This window comes from Streptomyces stelliscabiei (assembly GCF_014873495.1).
Classification (GTDB): domain Bacteria; phylum Actinomycetota; class Actinomycetes; order Streptomycetales; family Streptomycetaceae; genus Streptomyces; species Streptomyces bottropensis.
This window is the reverse complement of the sequence record NZ_JADBGF010000001.1, coordinates 8,128,943-8,146,892: the sequence shown is the minus strand read 5'-3', so window position 1 is coordinate 8,146,892 and position 17,950 is coordinate 8,128,943. Positions and strand designations below refer to the sequence as shown.

Sequence of the window (17,950 nt, the reverse complement as noted above, 5' to 3'; positions counted from 1 at the left end):
CGCACCGCAAGCCTCTTTGAGCCAACTGGCACTGAGCCGCCGAGCCGTGGGCGCAGCGCCGCAGCCGTACTCGAGACAAGGACGTCAGCATGTCGGCAATGAGCAACAGCAACTTCGACCGCCGCTCCGTACTGCGGGCCGCCATGGGCCTGGCCGCCGCCGGCGGTCTGGCCGCATGCGGCAGCAACACCGGCCGGAGCAACGGCGGGGGGTCGGGCGCCGGTCTCACGCAGTACTTCCACGCGTACGGCGAGGCGGGCACCGAGCAGGCGATCAAGAAGTACGCGAAGGCCTACAAGGGCGGAAACGTGACCACGCAGTGGATCACCGGTTCCAACTTCGAGAGCAAGCTCTTCGCTTCGCTGCTCACGGACAAGGCCCCCGACTGCTTCGAGTTCCACCCGCAGCTGCAGATGATCGAGAGCGGTCAGGTCGCCGACCTCAGCGATCTGATCAACCCCGTCAAGGACGACTTCAACCCGGCCGACATCGCCTCGCACACGGTCGACGGCAAGATATACGGCATCCGGATGATCGACGACCCGCAGTTCTTCTTCTACCGCAAGTCGCTGTTCGACAAGGCCGGTGTCGAGGTCCCGCAGACGCTGGAGGAGCTGGCCGAAGCCGCCGCCAAGCTGACCACCAGCAAGGTCAAGGGCGCCTACCTCGGCAACACCCTGCACTCGATGGTCAACCCGCTGATCTGGTCGGCCGGCGCGCAGCACCTCGACGACAAGAACCAGATCGCCTACCACACGGACGCGGTCGTCGACGGCTTCAAGCAGCTGCGCAAGCTGTTCACCAGCGGTGACCTGCTGCTCGACGCCCCGACCGACTTCTGGGACCCGTCGGCGCTCAACCAGGGCCTGACCGCCATGCAGTGGTGCGGCATGTGGGCGATGCCCCAGATGCAGGAAGCGCTCGGCGACGACCTCGGCATCTTCCCGTTCCCGAAGGTCGGCGACGCGGGCAAGCTCTCCGTCTACAACGGCGGCTGGTCGATGTTCGTCAACGCCAAGGGCAAGAACGTCGACGAGACCAAGGAATACGTGAAGTGGCTGTGGATCGACCAGAAGGAGTACCAGGAGGACTGGGCGCTCTCGTACGGCTTCCACATCCCGCCGCGCACCTCCATCGCGCAGTCGGCCGAGAAGCTGAAGTCGGGTCTGCCCGCTGAGGGCGTCAAGCTCTTCAGCGACTACGGCCACTTCGACAACATCGGCTGGACCCAGGCGAGCATCACCGCCCTGGAGGACGTCCTCGCCAACTCCGTGCGCAAGGGCGGCGACCCGGACAAGGAACTCACCAAGGCCGACGCGAAGGTCAACAAAGAGCTGAAGAAGCTCTTCGGATAGACCGGCGGACAGGTACTCACAACATGTCGACCATCACCAAGGACGGCGTCTCCAGCCCCGCCCCGGCCAAGGCCTCTCCGGCCGAGCCGCGGCGGGGGCTGCGGGGCTCCCCCACCTTCAACTTCTGGCTCTTCACCGGGCCGTTCCTGATCGGCCTGGCGATCTTCGTCTATCTGCCGATCCTGTGGAGCCTGTATCTGTCGTTCTTCGAGGCCCGCTTCACGGTCACCCCGAGCACGTTCGTCGGCGTCGACAACTACGTGACGATGCTGACCGACGAGGACTTCATCGGCTCTCTCGTCACCTTCACCGTCTTCGCCGTCTTCATCGTGCCGATCACCTGGGCGACCTCGCTGGGCCTGGCGCTCATGGTGAACCGGCTGCGGTTCATGCGGGCGTTCTTCCGGTCGGTGTTCTTCCTGCCCACGGCGGTCAGCTATGTCGCCGCCTCGCTGGTGTGGAAGATGTCCATCTTCAACGGTGTCCGCTTCGGTCTCGCGAACACCTTCCTGGGCCTGTTCGGCATCGACAACACCGCCTGGCTGGCCAGCCCCGACCCGCCGTGGTACTGGCTGGTCATCCTGAGCGTCCGACTCTGGCTCCAGGCCGGCTTCTACATGATCCTCTTCATCGCGGCCCTGCAGAACATCCCGCAGGAGCTGTACGAGGCCGCCTCGATCGACGGTGCGAAGCCGGGCTGGCAGACCTTCTGGCACATCACCCTGCCGCAGCTGCGGGCGACCTCCACCGCCGTGATCCTGCTGCTGCTCGTGGCGGCATACCAGGCCTTCGACGAGTTCTTCAACCTGCTGTCGAAGACCACCTGGGGCAGGCCGCCCCTGGTCGAGCTGTACTACAAGGCGCTCGGTGACAGCCAGGACTACGGCGCGGGCAGTGCGGGCGCGCTGATCCTCACCGTACTGATCTGCCTGGTCACCCTGCTCCAGGGCAAGTTCATGGGATTCGGAAGGGGTGAGGAGTCCAAGTGACCACCACCACGACACCTCCGGCGGACCGGGCGGACGTGTCGGCCAAGCCGCGTCGCGTGCGTACCGGCAGTGTGCTCGGCTCGACCGGGCTTTACGTCGCCACCGGCTTCGCCGCGTTCCTCTTCCTGATCCCGTTCTATCTGATCCTTCGCAACGCGCTGATGACGGACCCGGAGATCACGGGCGAGGAATGGAAGTGGTTCCCCACCGACATCCAGTGGGGCAACATCAGTGAGCCGTTCGACGATCCGTCGGTCGACTTCGCGCGCTCGCTGTGGAACTCGGCGGTCGTCGGCGTTCTGCACACCGTGGGTACGCTGCTCGTCTGCTCGCTGGCCGGCTACGGCCTGGCACGTATCCCGTACAAGCACGCCAACAAGATCTTCTACGCGGTGCTGGGCACCCTGATGGTCCCCACCGCCGTCACCTTCGTGCCCAGCTTCGTACTGGTGTCCTCCCTCGGCTGGATCGACACCTACCGGGGCCTCATCATTCCGGGCCTCTTCAGTGGTTTCACCTGCTTCCTGTTCCGGCAGTACTTCCTGGGGTTCCCCAAGGAGCTGGAGGAGGCGGCGCGTGTGGACGGGCTCGGTTACATGGGCGCGTACTGGCGGGTCGTCGTACCCAACTCGCTGAACTTCTTCGCCGCGATGGCGACGATCACGTTCATCAGCGGATGGAACTCCTTCCTGTGGCCCCTGGTCATCGGTCAGGACCCGAGCGCGTGGACCGTCCAGGTCGCGCTCTCGAACTACATGACCGGCCAGACCGTCAACTTCCACCTGATCTTCATGGCCACGGCCATCTCCATCCTGCCCCTGGTGTTCGTCTTCCTCTTCCTCCAGCGCTGGCTGGTGCAGGGCATCGCGCAGACTGGGATCAAGGGCTAGGAAAAATCAGCAAGGAGACCGATGTCTTTCCGCACCACCGGCACCACCGCCACCACCTCCTCCACCGGCACATCCGTCGACTACGTCGAGGACGTCTCGCCGGGCAGCGGGGCCCTGCCGCCCCGTGCCTGGTACGCGTCCTCCGACGCCCGGTCGCTGTCGCTCAACGGGAGCTGGCGCTTCCGCCTCTCCCCCACCGCCGACGCCGAGGACGACTCGTTCGCGGCGCAGGGGTACGACGCCGGGGGCTGGGCGGAGGTGGCGGTGCCGGGCCACTGGGTGCTGCAGGGGGACGGGGCCTTCGGGGCACCGATCTACACCAACCACCTGTACCCCTTCCCGGTGGACCCGCCGCGGGTGCCGACGGAGAACCCGACCGGCGACCACCTGCGGTTCTTCGACCTGCCGCAGGAGTGGCCCGCTCTCGACGAGGGCGGGGCGGTGCTGCGGTTCGACGGTGTGGAGTCCTGTGCCCGGGTGTGGCTGAACGGCACGGACATCGGTGAGTTCAAGGGGTCCCGGCTGCCGCACGAGTTCGCGGTCGGGCACCTGCTGAAGCCGGCGGGGAACGTCCTCGCCGTCCGGGTCCACCAGTGGTCGGCGGGCTCCTACCTGGAGGACCAGGACCAGTGGTGGCTGCCCGGCATCTTCCGGGACGTCACGCTGCTGCACCGCCCGGCGGGCAGCGCCCTCGACTTCTTCGTGCACGCCTCCTACGACCACACGGGCGGCATCGGGACCCTGCGGGTCGACTCCGACGTCGACGGCCGGGTCCTCGTGCCCGCCCTCGACATCGATGTCGCGACCGGCGAGCCGGTGGCGGTCCCGGTCGAGCCGTGGACCGCCGAGACCCCGAGGCTGTACGACGGCGAGCTGGTCACCGAGGGCGAGCGCGTCCCGCTGCGGATCGGCTTCCGCACGGTCGTGCTGGAGGACGGCCTGCTGAAGGTCAACGGGAAGGCGATCCTGTTCAAGGGCGTCAACCGGCACGAGTGGCACCCGGAGACGGGCCGCGCCCTGGACCTGGAGACGATGCGCGAGGACGTGCTGCTGATGAAGCGGCACAACCTCAACGCGGTCCGCACCTCGCACTACCCGCCGCACCCGGCCTTCCTCGACCTGTGCGACGAGTACGGCCTCTGGGTGATCGACGAGTGCGACCTGGAGACCCACGGCTTCACCGAGCAGAACTGGCGGGACAACCCCGTCGACGACGACCGCTGGACCCCGGCCCTCCTGGACCGCGCGGCCCGGATGGTCGAGCGCGACAAGAACCACCCCTCGGTGGTCATCTGGTCGCTCGGCAACGAGGCCGGCACCGGCCGCGGTCTCACCGCCATGGCCGAGTGGATCCACGGCCGCGACGGCTCACGTCTCGTGCACTACGAGGGCGACTGGGACTGCCGCGACACCGACATCTACTCCCGGATGTACGCCGACCACGCCGAGACCGAGCGCATCGGGCAGGGTCTGGACGGCGGCACCCACAAGCGCCGCGGGCTCCCCTTCATCCAGTGCGAGTACGGCCACGCCATGGGCAACGGCCCCGGCGGCATCGCCGACTACCAGCGCATCTTCGAGGCCCACGACCGCATCCAGGGCGGCTTCATCTGGGAGTGGATCGACCACGGCGTCACCCACCCGGAGCTGGGCTACGCCTACGGCGGCGACTTCGGCGAGGAGCTGCACGACGCCAACTTCGTCTGCGACGGCCTGATCTTCCCCGACCGGACGCCGTCCCCCGGCCTGATCGAGTTCAAGAAGGTCATCGAGCCGGTCCGTATCGACGGCGACGGTACGGCCGGGACGGTCCGGGTGCGCAACGCGTTCGACTTCGCGGATCTGTCGGAGCTGGCCTTCGAGTGGGCGTACGAGGTCGACGGGAGGACGGTGGAGGCCGGCACCCTGGCGGTGCCCGACCTGAGGCCCGGCGAGTCGGCCGAGGTGAAGCTGCCGCAGCCGCCGTCCGGCGGACCGGCGGGCGAGGCGCTGTGGACCGTACGGGCGCTGCTGGCCGAGGACACGGCCTGGGGCAGGAAGGGCCACCTGGTCGCGTGGGCCCAACTGCCCTCCGTTGAGCGGCCCTTGCCCGCCGTCACGCCGAACGAGCGCCCCACGGCGAGTGAGCGGCTGATCCATCTCGGCCCGGCCTCCTTCGACGTCCGCACGGGCGCGCTGAAGACCATCGGCGAAGTCGACGTGACCGGGCTGCGCCTGGACGTGTGGCGGGCGCCGACGGACAACGACGCCGCCGATCCTTGGCACCCGGTCCCGCCGTACGCCCGGCTGTGGCGCAAGTTGGGCCTGCACCGTATGCAACACCGCCTCGACGGGGTGGAGTTGGGCGAGGACGCGCTGACCGTGCGCACGCGGGTGGCGCCGGCCGCGGCGGAGGTCGGCCTGCGCACGACCTATCGGTGGGCCGCCGACGGCACCCGGCTGATGCTGACCGTGTCGGTGGCCCCGGAGGGCGACTGGACCGTCCCGCTCCCGAGGCTCGGCATCCGCTTCGGGCTGCCGTCGGCGAACGCGGTGACGTGGTACGGCGGCGGCCCCGGCGAGGGCTACCCCGACACCCGGTCGGCGTCCCTGGTGAGCCGTCACCACGCCACGGTGGACGAACTGCAGACCCCGTACCTCCGCCCCCAGGAGAACGGTGCCCGCCCGGACGTCCGCTGGGCGGAACTGGGCGGTCTGCGCGTCGAGGGCGACCCGGAGTTCTGGTTCACGGCCCGCCGCTGGACCACCGAACAGCTGGACGCCGCCGAGCACCTCACCGACCTGCGGGCCGGTGACACGGTCTGGGTCAACCTCGACCACGGCCAGATGGGCATCGGCTCCCAGTCCTGCGGTCCGGGCCCGCTGCCGCAGCACCAGCTGCTCGCCGGGCCGGCGGAGTTCTCGTTCGTGTTCTCGACGACGAGGACGTAAGGGGTAGGTGGTAGGCCGGCGCGGAGCGGCCGGTCGGCGTGATCGCCGACCGGCCGCTTTTCGTGTACAGCCGGCCTGGAGGCCGTCGGGTCACGGGCAGCTGACGCGCGTGTCCCCGGGGTCCGTGGTGCAGGTGTCGGTGCCCGTACCGCCGTTGGCGGTGTCGTTGGCGGAGACGTTGTCGACGGTGTTGAGGCGGTCGTTGCCCGCGTTGCCGATCAGGTTGTCGCTGCCGGGGCCGCCGTGGAGGGTGTCGTTGCCGCCGGCGCCGTCGAGGCGGTCGTTGCCGAAGTCGCCGTAGGCGGTGTCCGTGCCGAGGCCGGCGTTGACGGTGTCGGCGCCGCCGAGGCCGCAGATGACGTCGTTGCCGCTGGTGCCGGTCAGGGTGTCGTCGCCGCTGGTGCCGATGCGGGTGCAGCCCCGGGAGTTGTTGACCGCGGTGGTGGCCGTGGCGGTGTTGTCGCCCGGGTCCGGGTCGGTCTGGGCCGCGCTCACGGTGGCGCGGTCGGTCAGGGTGCCCGTGGCCCTGGGTTCGACGACGATCGTCACCGTGGTGCTCGCGCCGGCGGCGAGGGTACCGAGGGCGCAGGTCGCGCCGGTGGCCGAGGTGGTGCAGGTGCCCTGGCCCGGGGTGGCCGAGACGACCGTGGCGGCGGGGCCGGTGACGGTGTCGGTGAGGCCGACGCCGGTGGCCGAGGTCGTGGCGGCGGTGTTGGTGACCGTCACGGTGTAGGTGGCGCGGTCGCCGATGCTCACCGTGCCGGTGCCGGTCTTGGTGACGGCCAGGTCGACGCCGGTGGGCTGCGGGGCGCCCTCGCCGCCGAGGTAGCGGGCCAGACCGCGCACACCGTCGGCGTTGCTGCCGAAGGCGACGGTCCTGCCGTCGGACTGGAGGGCGAGGCCGTACGCGCTGTCGCCGGTGCCGAAGTCTGTGGTGGTGCGGCCGTTGGTGCCGAAGCCGGTGTCGAGGGTGCCGTTCGCGTGGAAGCGGGCCAGCGCGAAGTCGCCGCCCGCGGTGCCGCCGGCCACGATCCGGTCGTCGGGCTGGACCGCGAGGTCGTTCACGCCGGAGCTGCTACCGAAGTCGGTGGTCGCGACGCCGCCGGTGCCGAAGCCGCCGTCGAGGCTCCCGTCGAGCTGGTAGCGCACGAGCGTGAAGCGGCCGCCGCTCCATCCGGAGGCGACGATCTTCCCGCTCGACTGGACGACCACGGCCTCGCCCCAGTTGTATCCGCCGAGGTCCGTGGTGACCTTGCCGTCGCCGCCGAAGGTGGTGTCGAGGCTGCCGTCGGCGTTGTACCGGGCCAGGGCGAAGTCGAAGGACGTCTGGCCGACGTCGCCGACCATGACGATCTTCCCGTCGGGCTGGAGGGCCAGGTCTCGCGCGGTCGCGCCGACGCCGGGCGAGTCGGAGAGCGCGGTGGTGACCACGCCGTCCCCGCCGCCGAAGGCGGTGTCGGGGCTGCCGTCGGGCAGGTACTGGACGAGCCCGAACAGGCCTCCGGCCCGGGCACCGGCGACGATCCTGCCGTCGGGCCGCACCGCGACCCCGGCCGCGTCCTCGGCGCCGCCGGCCAGGCCGGGGCTGACCCAGCCGTCGCCGTCGCCGAAGGTGGTGTCGAGGCTGCCGTCGGCGGTGTACCGGGCCACCGTGAACCAGCAGCAGCCCGCGAACTCGTCGTCGGTCTCCTGGTGGCGGCCGACCACGACGATCTTGCCGTCGGGCTGTACGGCCACCCCCTGGGCCACGTCGTCACCGCCCTCGAAGTCGGTCAGCACCTCGCCGCCGGCGCCGCCGCCGGTACCGCCGAAGGAGGTGTCGACGCTGCCGTCGGCGTTGTGCCGCAGCACGGCGAACTCGGCGTCCTGGCCGGCCGGGTCCTGTTCGAAGCCGACCGAGACGATCTTGCCGTCGGCCTGGACCGCCACGTCCCGGCCGTCCGCGTAGGAGGGGGTGGAGACAGTGACTTTTCCGCCGGTGCCGAACGTGGTGTCCAGGTCACCGGGTGCGGCGAAGGCGCCGTGGGGCACGGCGACGACACACGCCAGTGCCGTGGCCAGGACGGCCACGGCACGCAGGGGTCCCCGTAGGGAAGCAAGGATGGACATGCCGTCAGCGTCCGGACGTGTCCTCGGCACCCGGGGACGGCTGGCCAGCGGATCGGCTCACTGGGCCGCAGAGTTCCACCTGCCGGGTGAACGGTCCGCAGGTACGCGCCCCCGCCCCGCGCCCCCGACGGGACGGGACGGGCACGGTGTCAGTGGCCCGCGCAGCACGGTGTCGGTTCGGGGACCTCGAAGGGGACGAGGGTGCCACCGGCGGCCGGCATGGCGGTGAGGACCAGTTCACCCTCGTGCCGGTAAGGCCGTACGTGGTCGCAGGTGACCAGCGGTGTGTCCGGCGACGGCCGGCCGGGGGGCCGAGGACGCTCACGCGGGAGATCGCGGAGCGGTCGAGCACGTCCGCGATCCTCAGCGTGCCGGTCAGGGCCGTGACGCCGGGATGGATCACGGCCCGGCCCATGGCGTCCGGGATGCCGGGCGCCCCCTTGAGGTCACGGGCCGCGAGCCGCTCCTGGACGGTGCTCAGAAGCGGCTCGGACGGCACCGCGAGGGACAGGGCGACCCGGGGCCGGTCCCCCCCGCACCAGATGGGTGCAGCCGAACGTGCCCTCGGGCAGGGCGAGTTCGGCGGCGAGCCTGTGGAGGAGCCGATCGGCGGCGCGCAGGTCCCCGACCTCGGCGTCCACGGTGAGCGCGTGCATCGTCACGTCCATGAGGGAAGGACCCGCACCGGGTCGTCGCCGGCGCGCGGGGGGAGGTGGAGGGGGCGGCCGGCCCCGCGTCCGTGCTCATGACCGTGGTGGTGACGGCCGTGCCCATGCCCGTGCCCGTGCCCGTGCTCCATGGAACGCCTCCCGGTTGCCGCCGCCGTCCGCGGCTGCCTCCGCGGCACGACCGTGCCGCCTGGGGAGGATCGAGGGGGCACATGAACGTCGAACGATCACGGCGTGGCTGGCGGGTGCCATGGATACGACAGATCGCCTCGTCCCTCACTGTTTCCCCAACTGACCTTGCACGTCACACTGATTGACGTTGAACCTGAGCACCGCTCATCTTCCCCACGCCCTCCGGAGAGCCCCCATGCGTTCCACTAACCCCCCGCGCCCGATGCGAAGACTGCTCGGCGCCTTCGCCGCCGGCGCGCTGGCCGTCACCGGTCTGGCCACCACCGGCGCCACCCCCGCCGCGGCGGCCACCAGCGGCACGTTCAACGTGCTGACGTACAACGTCGCCGGTCTGCCGGAAGGACTCAGCTCGGGCAAGCCCGCGACGAACACCCCGCTGATCTCGCCGCGTCTCGGGGCGTACGACATCGTCAACGTGCAGGAGGACTTCAACTACCACGCGGCCCTGTACGCGGGCGACAACCACCCCTACCGCACGGCGACCAGCGGCGGGGTGCCCTTCGGGGACGGCCTCAACACCCTCTCCGACTACGCGTTCGACGACTTCGAGCGGGTCAAGTGGAACACCTGCACCGGCACCAACTGCCTGACGCCGAAGGGCTTCTCCCTCGCCCGGGTGCGCCTCGACGACGGTGTCTACGTCGACCTCTACAACGTGCACACCAACGCCGACGACGACGATGCGGCCCTGGCCGCGCGCCGCGCCAACGTCACCCAGCTCTCGGAGTTCATCAAGGCGAACTCGGCGGGCAACGCGGTGATCGTCATGGGCGACACCAACACCCGCTACACGCGCACCGGCTACAACATCCGCAGCCTCGTCGGCGAGAACGGCCTGACGGACCCCTGGGTGCAGCTGGTCAAGGGCGGCGTCGCCCCCGCGCTGGGCAGTGAACCGCTGGTCTGCCCGAAGACCGCCCCGACCAACGGCTGCGAGGTCGTCGACAAGGTCCTCTACCGGGACAGCAACGTCGTCGACCTGACCGCGAACCGCTACAACAACGAGTGGGCGAAGTTCCTCGACTCGGCGGGCGGCAACCTCTCCGACCACTTCCCGCACACGGTCGACTTCTCCTGGAAGCTCAACCCGCGACTGCGGGCCAGCGACTTCGCCGGCGGCCCGCACGGCACCGCGTTCACCGACGCGGACGACCTGCCCTCGACGGTCTCGCCCCGCACCCTGACCCTGCGCGGCGCCTCCCGCCTCGACGGGCTCTCGCTCACGCTCGACGGTGGTACGACCCTGACCCACGGCGGTACCGGCGGCACGGCGGCCTCCCTCACCCTGGCCTCCGGCGAGCACCTCACCTCGGTGAAGCTGACGCAGGGCCAGAAGGACGGCCGTACGCGGATCTTCTCCGCCGCCTTCGGCACGGACAAGGGCCGCACCCTCGCCTCCGGCACGGCCACCTCCGACGCGAAGACCTTCACCGCTCCCGCCGGCTGGCAGATCGTCGGCTTCACCGGCCGCGCGGGCGACGAGATCGACAAGCTGGGCGTGCTGTACGCACCGATCGGCTGAGCACCCCCGGTACTGGTGGCCGCCGACCTCGGCTGGTAAAGCGACGTGCGCGCGGCCATCGACAGAGGCAGACGGGCGTCTTGACGGTCAGAAGCCCATGAGCGGGCCGGTGCCCCCGGCCCCACCCTGACCACCGCGGGGTGGGGCCGGCGGGTGGGCCGGCCGGCGGGTCCGGACCGCTGGGGCCGCCGCCGACGCGTCCGGGTACGGCACAGGGGCGGGCGGACCTTAACCTAGAGCCCCTAGGTTCCCGTCCCGTCCAGAGGTGGCCCATGCCCCGAGCCGGTCTCACCCCCGACCGCATCACCGCGGCCGCCGCCGATCTCGCCGACGAGGTCGGCTTCGAGAACGTCTCGCTGTCCGCCCTGGCCCGCCACTTCGGGGTCAAGGACGCGAGCCTGTACTCACATGTGCGGAACCTCCAGGACCTGCGCGGCCGGATGGCCCTGCTGGCCGGCGGCGAGATGATCGAGCAGATCGCGGCGGCCGTCGCCGGCCGGGCCGGCAAGGACGCGCTCGCCGCCTTCGCCGGGGCCTACCGCGAGTACGCCCTGCGGCACCCCGGCCGGTACGCGGCCACCCAGCTCCCGCTCGACCAGATCCCCGTCACCGACTCCCCCGCCCTGCGCCGCACCACCGAGATCACCTACGGCATGCTCCGCGCCTATGGCCTCGACGAACCCGATTCCACGGACGCCGTACGGCTGTTGCGCAGCACCTTCCACGGTTTCTGCGCCCTGGAGGCCGGCGGCGGCTTCGGCGCGCCCCGCGACGTCCGCAGGTCCTGGGACCGGTGCGTCGAGGCGCTGCACCTGGCGCTCACGCACTGGCCCCGGGAGAACCCCGAGACGGCGTGATCCGGCCGGAGCCGCCCGTGAGGTCCGGTGGTCCCACACGATCTCCGGCCCGACGGCGGCAACCTTCCGCCGCCCCGGGGACGACCACAGGACATGACACCTGCAACACCCTCCCCCTCCGCCCCGTCCCGCCACCGCCGTCGCCACCTCGCGCGCAAGCCCGTCGTCGGCTCGCTCGTGGCCGCGTCCGTGCTGGCGGGCGCCTGGTACGCGACCGCCGGGGCGGCGCCCACGGCTCCCGCCGCGGCCGGTGATCTCACCGTCACGAACACGACCGTGACCCTGCCGGCGAAGTTCCCCTACCTCTCGGCGGGCTACAACAACAGCCGCGAGTGGACGCGGACGGCGACGGCCGTGGCGCCGAACGGCACACTGCGGGTCGCCTGGCCCGCGTCGGACGGCATCCATGTCACCCCGCTGACGGCGGCCGGGAAGCGGTCGGGCGCCGACACGGTCGTCAAGGGCACGAAGGAGGTGGGCGGGCTCGTCGCGCACAACGACGGGTTCGCGCTGCTGACCCGGGTCGCCGACACCAACAAGTGGAAGGAGACGGCCGCCGCGCTCGTCCGCTACCAGAACGGCAAGCAGACCTGGCGGACCAAGCTCACCGGCACCTCCTCCCACGACACGGCCCCGCTGCTCGACGGCCAACTCGCCTGGAACGGCAAGAAGTACGGCGCCTACCTCGTCGTGCACGGGGCGGGCGGCTTCGCCGACGGCCACTTCGGCGACAAGCTGTCCTACGTGGGCCCGAAGGGCAAGAAACTCGGCGGCGGCTGGGACTGGGGCTGCTCCCACAACGAGGGCATAGCCCTGCGCGCCGAGACCAGCGGCGACTTCGCCTCCCTCTGCTTCGACGACTGGCGCTCCGGCCTGTTCGTCTCCACCGGCATCGCCGCCCCGGACGACGCGCCGGTCGTGCAGCGCGAACAGTGCTGGGCCGGCTACTGCGGCGGCACCTTCGCGGGCCGCACCGGCGACCTGGTGAAGTCCTCCACCGGCCGCTACGCCACCGCCTTCGCCTCACGCGGCGCCGCCTCCGCCAAGAAGAACCCGGACGACTCCAGCGGCCGGGGCTGGACGGTCGAGCCGAGGACCAGCACCCACCAGGTCGCGCTGGCGTTCCTCAAGAACCGCACCACTCCCTCGGGCAAGCCGGTGTACCTCACCTCCGCCAAGGGCACCGAGCACGTCAACGTGCGCGTCGCCCCGTACGGCAAGGACCGGCTCCTCGTCTCCTACGAGACCCTGAAGAACGCCACGTGCGCGAGCGGCACCTGCACCGGCACCTTCACGGGCACGCACCTCCGTCTCGTCGACTGGAGCGGCAAGCTCCACGGCGCCGACAAGGTCGTGAAGGCCCGTATCTCCGGGGACATCGCGGTCCTGAAGGACGGGACGCTGACCTGGGCCTACGCCCCCGTCACCCCGTCCTACACAACCGCCCTCAACGGGGCGTCACCGACCACGAAGACGCTGAGGATCGCTCGTCTGACGCCGTGAACACGAACTGGGCCCGCTCACCGGCGGCCCAGTGCACGGACAGCTCGTAGGCACCCCGCACCTCCACGGAGACCAGTTCCGGGAGGGGCTGGGGGTCGGCGTCGGCGGTGAGGCGGGCGAGGGCGACGAAGAGGGTCGCGTCCGCGTCGGCCGTCTCACCGGTCAGGCCCGGTCCGGCGGCGGCGCCCGAGAGGCCGTACGCGGGGTGGAGTGCGCACCGCACGCCCTCCGCCTCGGCCCAGCCCGTCACCCGCACCGGCGTACCGGGGGCCGTGCCCGTCACCAGATGCGCCCGGACCTCCACCGCCCCCCGGGCGGCCACCAGGCTCGTGACCCGGACGCCGCCCTCGCCGACCGTGTGCCGGGAGGCCGCCCAGCCCTCGCCCACCCCCAGCGGTTCGATGTCCGTGCGGCTCGCGTCGCCGCCGACGATCACGCTGTTGTCGTACGACTCGGCCGGCTCCGCCAGGGATACGGGCCGCGTCACCGTCGAGTAGGCGAGCCGGGTGTAGAAGGGGTCGTAGCGGACGTCCTCGCTGCCGTGGTTGTGGAGGCGGACCAGGCCGTCCGAACGCGTGGACTGGAGCAGCCAGTTGGGCGGGCCGACGGGACGCAGCTCGTCCTCGCTCTCCACCGGGCCCGGCTCCTCCGTCGCCGTCCACACCTCGTGGTCCGGGGGCAGCAGGAGGCCGAGGAAGCCCTTGCTGGCCCAGTACGGGGAGGCGGGGCCCGAGTAGCCCTGCAGGACGGTGGAGTCGGGGCCGTGCCAGCCGAGGGACAACAGGCCGTGCTCGTCGACCGCGCCCCGGTCGAGGAAGTACTTCAGCGCGCCCGACGCCAGCCGCCGTGTCTGCCCCGGCGACAGCGGCGTCCGGCCCGTGAGGGCGCCCAGCCACAGCGGGACGGTCGTCGCGAAGCGGTAGGTGAGGGAGCGGCCCTGGTGCAGGGGGGCGCCGTCGCCGCCGAACAGCCGGGCGTAGTCGTCGAGATGGGTCGAGAGGCGGTCGCCGTAGCGGGCGAGCAGGCGGTCGTCCTGGGCGAGCCAGGCGTGCAGCACCGGGTAGAGGTGCATGGCCCAGCCGTTGTAGTAGTCGAACTTGCGGCCGTCGCCGTCGGTGTACCAGCCGTCGCCGAGGTACCACTGTTCGATGCGGTGGAGGCGCTGGTCGATGACGCGGCGGGCCGTCTCCGGTTCGTGGCCGATCTCTTCGAGGAAGCCGCCGACCGTCACCGGGAACAACTCCCAGTTGCAGGGCCAGGGTTCGGCGGTGAGCGCGTCGCCGAGCCAGGCCGCCGCGCGTTGCTGGACGGCGTCGTCGAGGCGGTCCCAGAGCAGGTCCCGGGTCACCCGCAGGGCGAAGGCGATCGACGCGGCCTCGACGAGGGGCTGCGTGCGGTCCTCGATGCGGGGCCAGACCCCCGCGACTCCGGCCGCGAGGCCGTCCGCGTAGCGCGCGAGCGCCTTCTCGTCCCGGCGGAGGGCGGCGAGCAGGAGGGTACGGGCGTATCCCTCCAGCCCGTCGGAGAGCCGGCCCGTCCAGCTGGCCCGGTCTCCGGGCAGCTGGTAGAGCGCGCCGTCAGCACTCGCGTACGGCTCCACGGCGGCGAGCAGCGCGTCGGCGGCGGCCTCCCAGTGGGCGCGGGTGTAGCCGGTGTACGGGCTGAGGGTGTGGTCTTCCTGGGGCTGGGAGGGCATGTGGCGTGCGCTTTCTTGACTGGGGACCGGGGCGGGGCGGTTCGGGGTGGCGGCGTGTGTTGACGGGTGCGGCTGGGTGGGGGTTCTCGCGCAGTTCCCCGCGCCCCCAACGATCAGGCACCACGGGCCTGAGGGGCGTAACCCCTGTTTTCAGGGGCACGGGGAACTGCGCGGGACGCTTCGCGCCGTCGCAGACGCCGACGTGCACCATGCCACCCGCCCCCCTCTCGCGCGCAGACCTGAGGCGCCCCGGTTCCGGTCGGGACGCCCCAGGGGTCTTATCCCATCCTGGTCCTGCCCTCGGGCACCAGACCCTGGGCGACGAGTTCGTCACGGACGAGGCCGGCGTAGACGGTCGCACCGTGCGTCGACGTATGGGTGTTGTCCCGCTTCTCGTTGTACAGGTACAGCGCCTTGGAGCCTTCCGTGCCCAGCGACTCCACCAGCGCCTTCGTCTTCGCGGTGAGGTCGATCAGGGGCACACCGTGGGCGGCGGCGACCGCGCGGGTCACCGCAGGATGGTCGACGCCGAGGCCGTTGACCAGCAGAGCGGTGCCGTTGTTGAGGGTGCCGTCGGTGTTGAACCAGCGGCGCACGATCGGGGTGACCAGCACCGGCTTCCCGCCCTGCTCACGGATGCCCGCGACCAGGGTTTCCAGGTTGGCCCGATAGGTGGCCTCGTCGGTCTGCTTGTCGTTGTGGGCCAGCTGGATCAGCACCAGGTCGCCGCGCCCGATCCGCGCCTGGACGGTGGCCCACAGCCGCGGGTCGGCGAGGTAGGACACCGTACTCTCCCCGGAGTCGGCGTAGTTGGCGACCGACAGCCGCTTCGTCAGGTACTGCGGGAGCTGCTGCCCCCAGCCGGAGTACGGCTCGCCCGGCTGGTCGCAGACCGTGGAGTCGCCCACGAGGAAGATCTGGCGGGCCCCCTTGGCGGGGGTCACCCGGATGTCGGCGAGGGCGGGCGCCGAACCGCCGACGACGAGGTCCAGGCCGGGGCTGCCGTCGGGCCCGGTCGGCTCGCCCTCCGGGGTGCGGACGTCGACGGTGAAGCTGCGCCGGACGGTCGCACCGGCGTCGGTGGCCGTCTCCGCCAGGAGCGTGCGGCGCGTCTCACCGGTGATCTTCGTGCTGCCCGCCGTGTCACCGCCCAGCCGGACCCGCACGTCGTAGGTGCCGGCGGGCACGTCGAAGTGGCAGACGTTCGCGGTGCAACTCTCCGGGCCCAGCACGGGCCGGCCCTGGTGCGCCTCGGCCGGTACGGCCGTCAAGGCGGTGCCCAGGGTCGTCGCCACCGTCAGCGCGGCGATGGTGAAACGTCTCATTGCGGCTCCTCCGACGAGTGACAAGGTCCGGCGGCTGGACGGTACATCGTTTGACAAGCGCTTTCTAGACCTGTGCCAGCATTCACATGATTGCCAACTTCCACCCCGTGAAAGCCCTTTCGCGAAAACGATTCAACTGTCACCCTTCCGAATCACCGCACTCCCCCCACCGCACCCGAGGAGGATCCCCATGTCCGAATCCACGCCCGCGGCCACGCCCGCGGCGGCCTCCGACACACCCCCGACCGCGTCCGGCCCGAGCCGCCGCGGCCTCGTCGTCGGCGCCGCCGCCACGGCGGCCGGTGCCGCGCTCGCCGGGCCGCTGGCCGGCACCGCCCGCGCCGCCGCCTTCGGCTACACCGACGACGGCACCCACTACGTGATCGACACCGGTGCGAACCTCGTGTTCAAGGTCCGCAAGAGCAACGGTGACCTGGCCTCGCTCGTCTACCGGGGCACGGAGTACCAGGGCTACGGCGGCATGAACTCGCACATCGAGTCCGGCCTCGGCAGCTCGACCGTCACCGTCACCCGGTCCGGCTCGACGATCCTCGTCTCCGTCACCTACGGCACGCTGAAGCACTACTACGCGGCCCGCAGCGGCGAGAACAACGTCTACCTGTGGACCAACAAGGCCGACACCTCGGTCTCGGCGACCCGCTACATCCTGCGCGTGAAGGCGGGCCTGTTCCTCAACGACGAGCCCGACTCGTACACCTACACGAACAGCACCATCGAGGCCTCGGACGTGTTCAGGAAGTCCGACGGCCAGACCCGCTCCAAGCACTACTCCAAACTCCGCGTGATGGACTACGACTACATCGGCTGGAAGACCGGCAGCGTCGGCCTGTGGATGGTCCGCAGCAACCACGAGAAGGCCTCCGGCGGCCCCTTCTACCGCTCCCTGCTGCGCCACCAGAGCGCGGACGGCGGCGGCCTCTACGAGATCCTGTACTACGGCCAGAACCAGACCGAGGAGCAGCGGTTCGGCCTCCAGGGCCCGTACGTCATCGCGTTCACGGACGGCGGGGCCCCCTCCTCGTCGCTGTTCCCGGGCACCCTGACCACACCGTGGGCGGACTCGCTCGGCCTGTCCGGGTACGTCCCCGCGAGCGGCCGGGGCCGGGTCGCGGGTGTCGGCATCACCGGCCGGAACACGTCGCACGTCTACACGGTCGGACTCGCCAACTCTGCGGCCCAGTACTGGGGTTCGGCGCGCGCCTCGGACGGCTGGTTCTCCGTCCCGGGCGTGCTGCCGGGGACGTACACGCTGACGGTCTTCAAGGGTGAGCTGGCGGTGTACACCACCTCGGTGTCGGTCACCGCGGGCGGGACGACGACCCTGAACTCGATCGCGATCCCGTCCACCAACGATCCGTCCAACGCGGGCGCGATCTGGCGGATCAACGACTGGAACGGCACGCCGGGCGGCTTCAAGAACGCCGACCTGATGACGTACGCGCATCCGTCGGACGTCCGGGCCGCCGCCTGGACCGGCAACGTGGTCGTCGGCAGCGGTACCGAGACCTCGGGCTTCCCCTGCTACCTCTGGAAGGACGTCAACAGCGGCCTCCTCGTGTACTTCCGGCTGACCGCCGCGCAGGCCGCCGCCGCCCACACCCTGCGCATCGGCGTGACGACGGCCTACGCGAACGGCCGGCCGCAGGTCGTCGTCAACGACACCTGGACCTCGGCGATCCCCTCCCCGCCCACCCAGCCGAACACCCGGTCGCTGACGAACGGGTCCTACCGGGGCAACAACCACACGTTCACCTACAGCGTCCCGGCGTCGGCCTGGCTGACCGACACGAGTCAGTACAACGTGCTGCGGATCAACGTGGTGAGCGGGTCGGGGACGACCTCCTACCTCAGTGCGGGGACGTCGGTCGACGCGATCGACCTGTTGAACTGAC

General features: G+C 70.9%; 11 protein-coding genes. 8 read left to right on the top strand and 3 right to left on the bottom strand.

From position 1 onward, the window contains the following. The first annotated feature begins 89 nt into the window (after positions 1-89). From H4687_RS35840 to H4687_RS35825, 4 genes are read left to right on the top strand one after another with little or no spacing between them, the layout of a single operon-like run. The gene (locus H4687_RS35840; RefSeq protein ID WP_046918314.1) at positions 90-1,355 is read left to right on the top strand and encodes an ABC transporter substrate-binding protein; all 1,266 of its coding nucleotides are present in this window, start codon (positions 90-92) and stop codon (positions 1,353-1,355) included. Positions 1,356-1,378: 23 nt separating this feature from the next. After that, the gene (locus H4687_RS35835; protein WP_046918313.1) at positions 1,379-2,344 is read left to right on the top strand and encodes a carbohydrate ABC transporter permease; all 966 of its coding nucleotides are present in this window, start codon (positions 1,379-1,381) and stop codon (positions 2,342-2,344) included. Beyond that, positions 2,341-3,234 carry a carbohydrate ABC transporter permease gene (locus H4687_RS35830; RefSeq protein WP_046918312.1) on the top strand — a complete coding sequence of 298 codons (894 nt, stop codon included), beginning with the start codon at positions 2,341-2,343 and terminating at the stop codon, positions 3,232-3,234. Before H4687_RS35835 ends, H4687_RS35830 begins: the two co-directional genes overlap by 4 nt. Before the next feature lie 21 nt (positions 3,235-3,255). Beyond that, the gene (locus H4687_RS35825; protein ID WP_046918311.1) at positions 3,256-6,165 is read left to right on the top strand and encodes a glycoside hydrolase family 2 TIM barrel-domain containing protein; all 2,910 of its coding nucleotides are present in this window, start codon (positions 3,256-3,258) and stop codon (positions 6,163-6,165) included. Positions 6,166-6,255: 90 nt separating this feature from the next. On the opposite strand, the gene H4687_RS35820 is transcribed toward H4687_RS35825, so the two are convergent. After that, entirely contained in the window at positions 6,256-8,274 is a 2,019-nt protein-coding gene (locus H4687_RS35820; protein ID WP_046918310.1) for a DUF11 domain-containing protein, read from the bottom strand. A gap of 1,062 nt (positions 8,275-9,336) precedes the next feature. Between H4687_RS35820 and H4687_RS35815 the strand changes: the two genes are divergently transcribed. From H4687_RS35815 to H4687_RS35805, 3 genes are all read left to right on the top strand, one after another. Beyond that, the gene (locus tag H4687_RS35815) at positions 9,337-10,656 is read left to right on the top strand and encodes a jacalin-like lectin (RefSeq protein ID WP_046918308.1); all 1,320 of its coding nucleotides are present in this window, start codon (positions 9,337-9,339) and stop codon (positions 10,654-10,656) included. A 272-nt stretch (positions 10,657-10,928) separates the two neighbouring features. Further along, on the top strand, positions 10,929-11,513 hold the full coding sequence (locus H4687_RS35810) for a TetR/AcrR family transcriptional regulator (RefSeq protein ID WP_046918307.1): 585 nt from the start codon (positions 10,929-10,931) through the stop codon (positions 11,511-11,513). 93 nt (positions 11,514-11,606) lie between these two features. Beyond that, complete coding sequence (locus H4687_RS35805; protein ID WP_046918306.1) at positions 11,607-13,016, top strand: hypothetical protein; 1,410 nt, start codon at positions 11,607-11,609, stop codon at positions 13,014-13,016. Here H4687_RS35805 and H4687_RS35800 read toward each other — a convergent pair. Together H4687_RS35800 and H4687_RS35795 are read right to left on the bottom strand one after the other, a co-directional pair. Continuing rightward, the gene (locus H4687_RS35800; RefSeq protein ID WP_046918305.1) at positions 12,961-14,712 is read right to left on the bottom strand and encodes a DUF2264 domain-containing protein; all 1,752 of its coding nucleotides are present in this window, start codon (positions 14,710-14,712) and stop codon (positions 12,961-12,963) included. The two genes, H4687_RS35805 and H4687_RS35800, sit on opposite strands and share 56 nt — an antisense overlap. Before the next feature lie 278 nt (positions 14,713-14,990). Next, positions 14,991-16,037, bottom strand: a complete 1,047-nt coding sequence (locus tag H4687_RS35795; RefSeq protein ID WP_046915092.1) for a rhamnogalacturonan acetylesterase — start codon at positions 16,035-16,037, stop codon at positions 14,991-14,993. Between the two features lie 190 nt (positions 16,038-16,227). On the opposite strand from H4687_RS35795, the gene H4687_RS35790 reads away from it, so the two are divergent. Continuing rightward, positions 16,228-17,949, top strand: coding sequence for a rhamnogalacturonan lyase B N-terminal domain-containing protein (locus H4687_RS35790; RefSeq protein WP_046915093.1), 1,722 nt, complete (start codon positions 16,228-16,230; stop codon positions 17,947-17,949). Position 17,950: the final 1 nt, after the last annotated feature.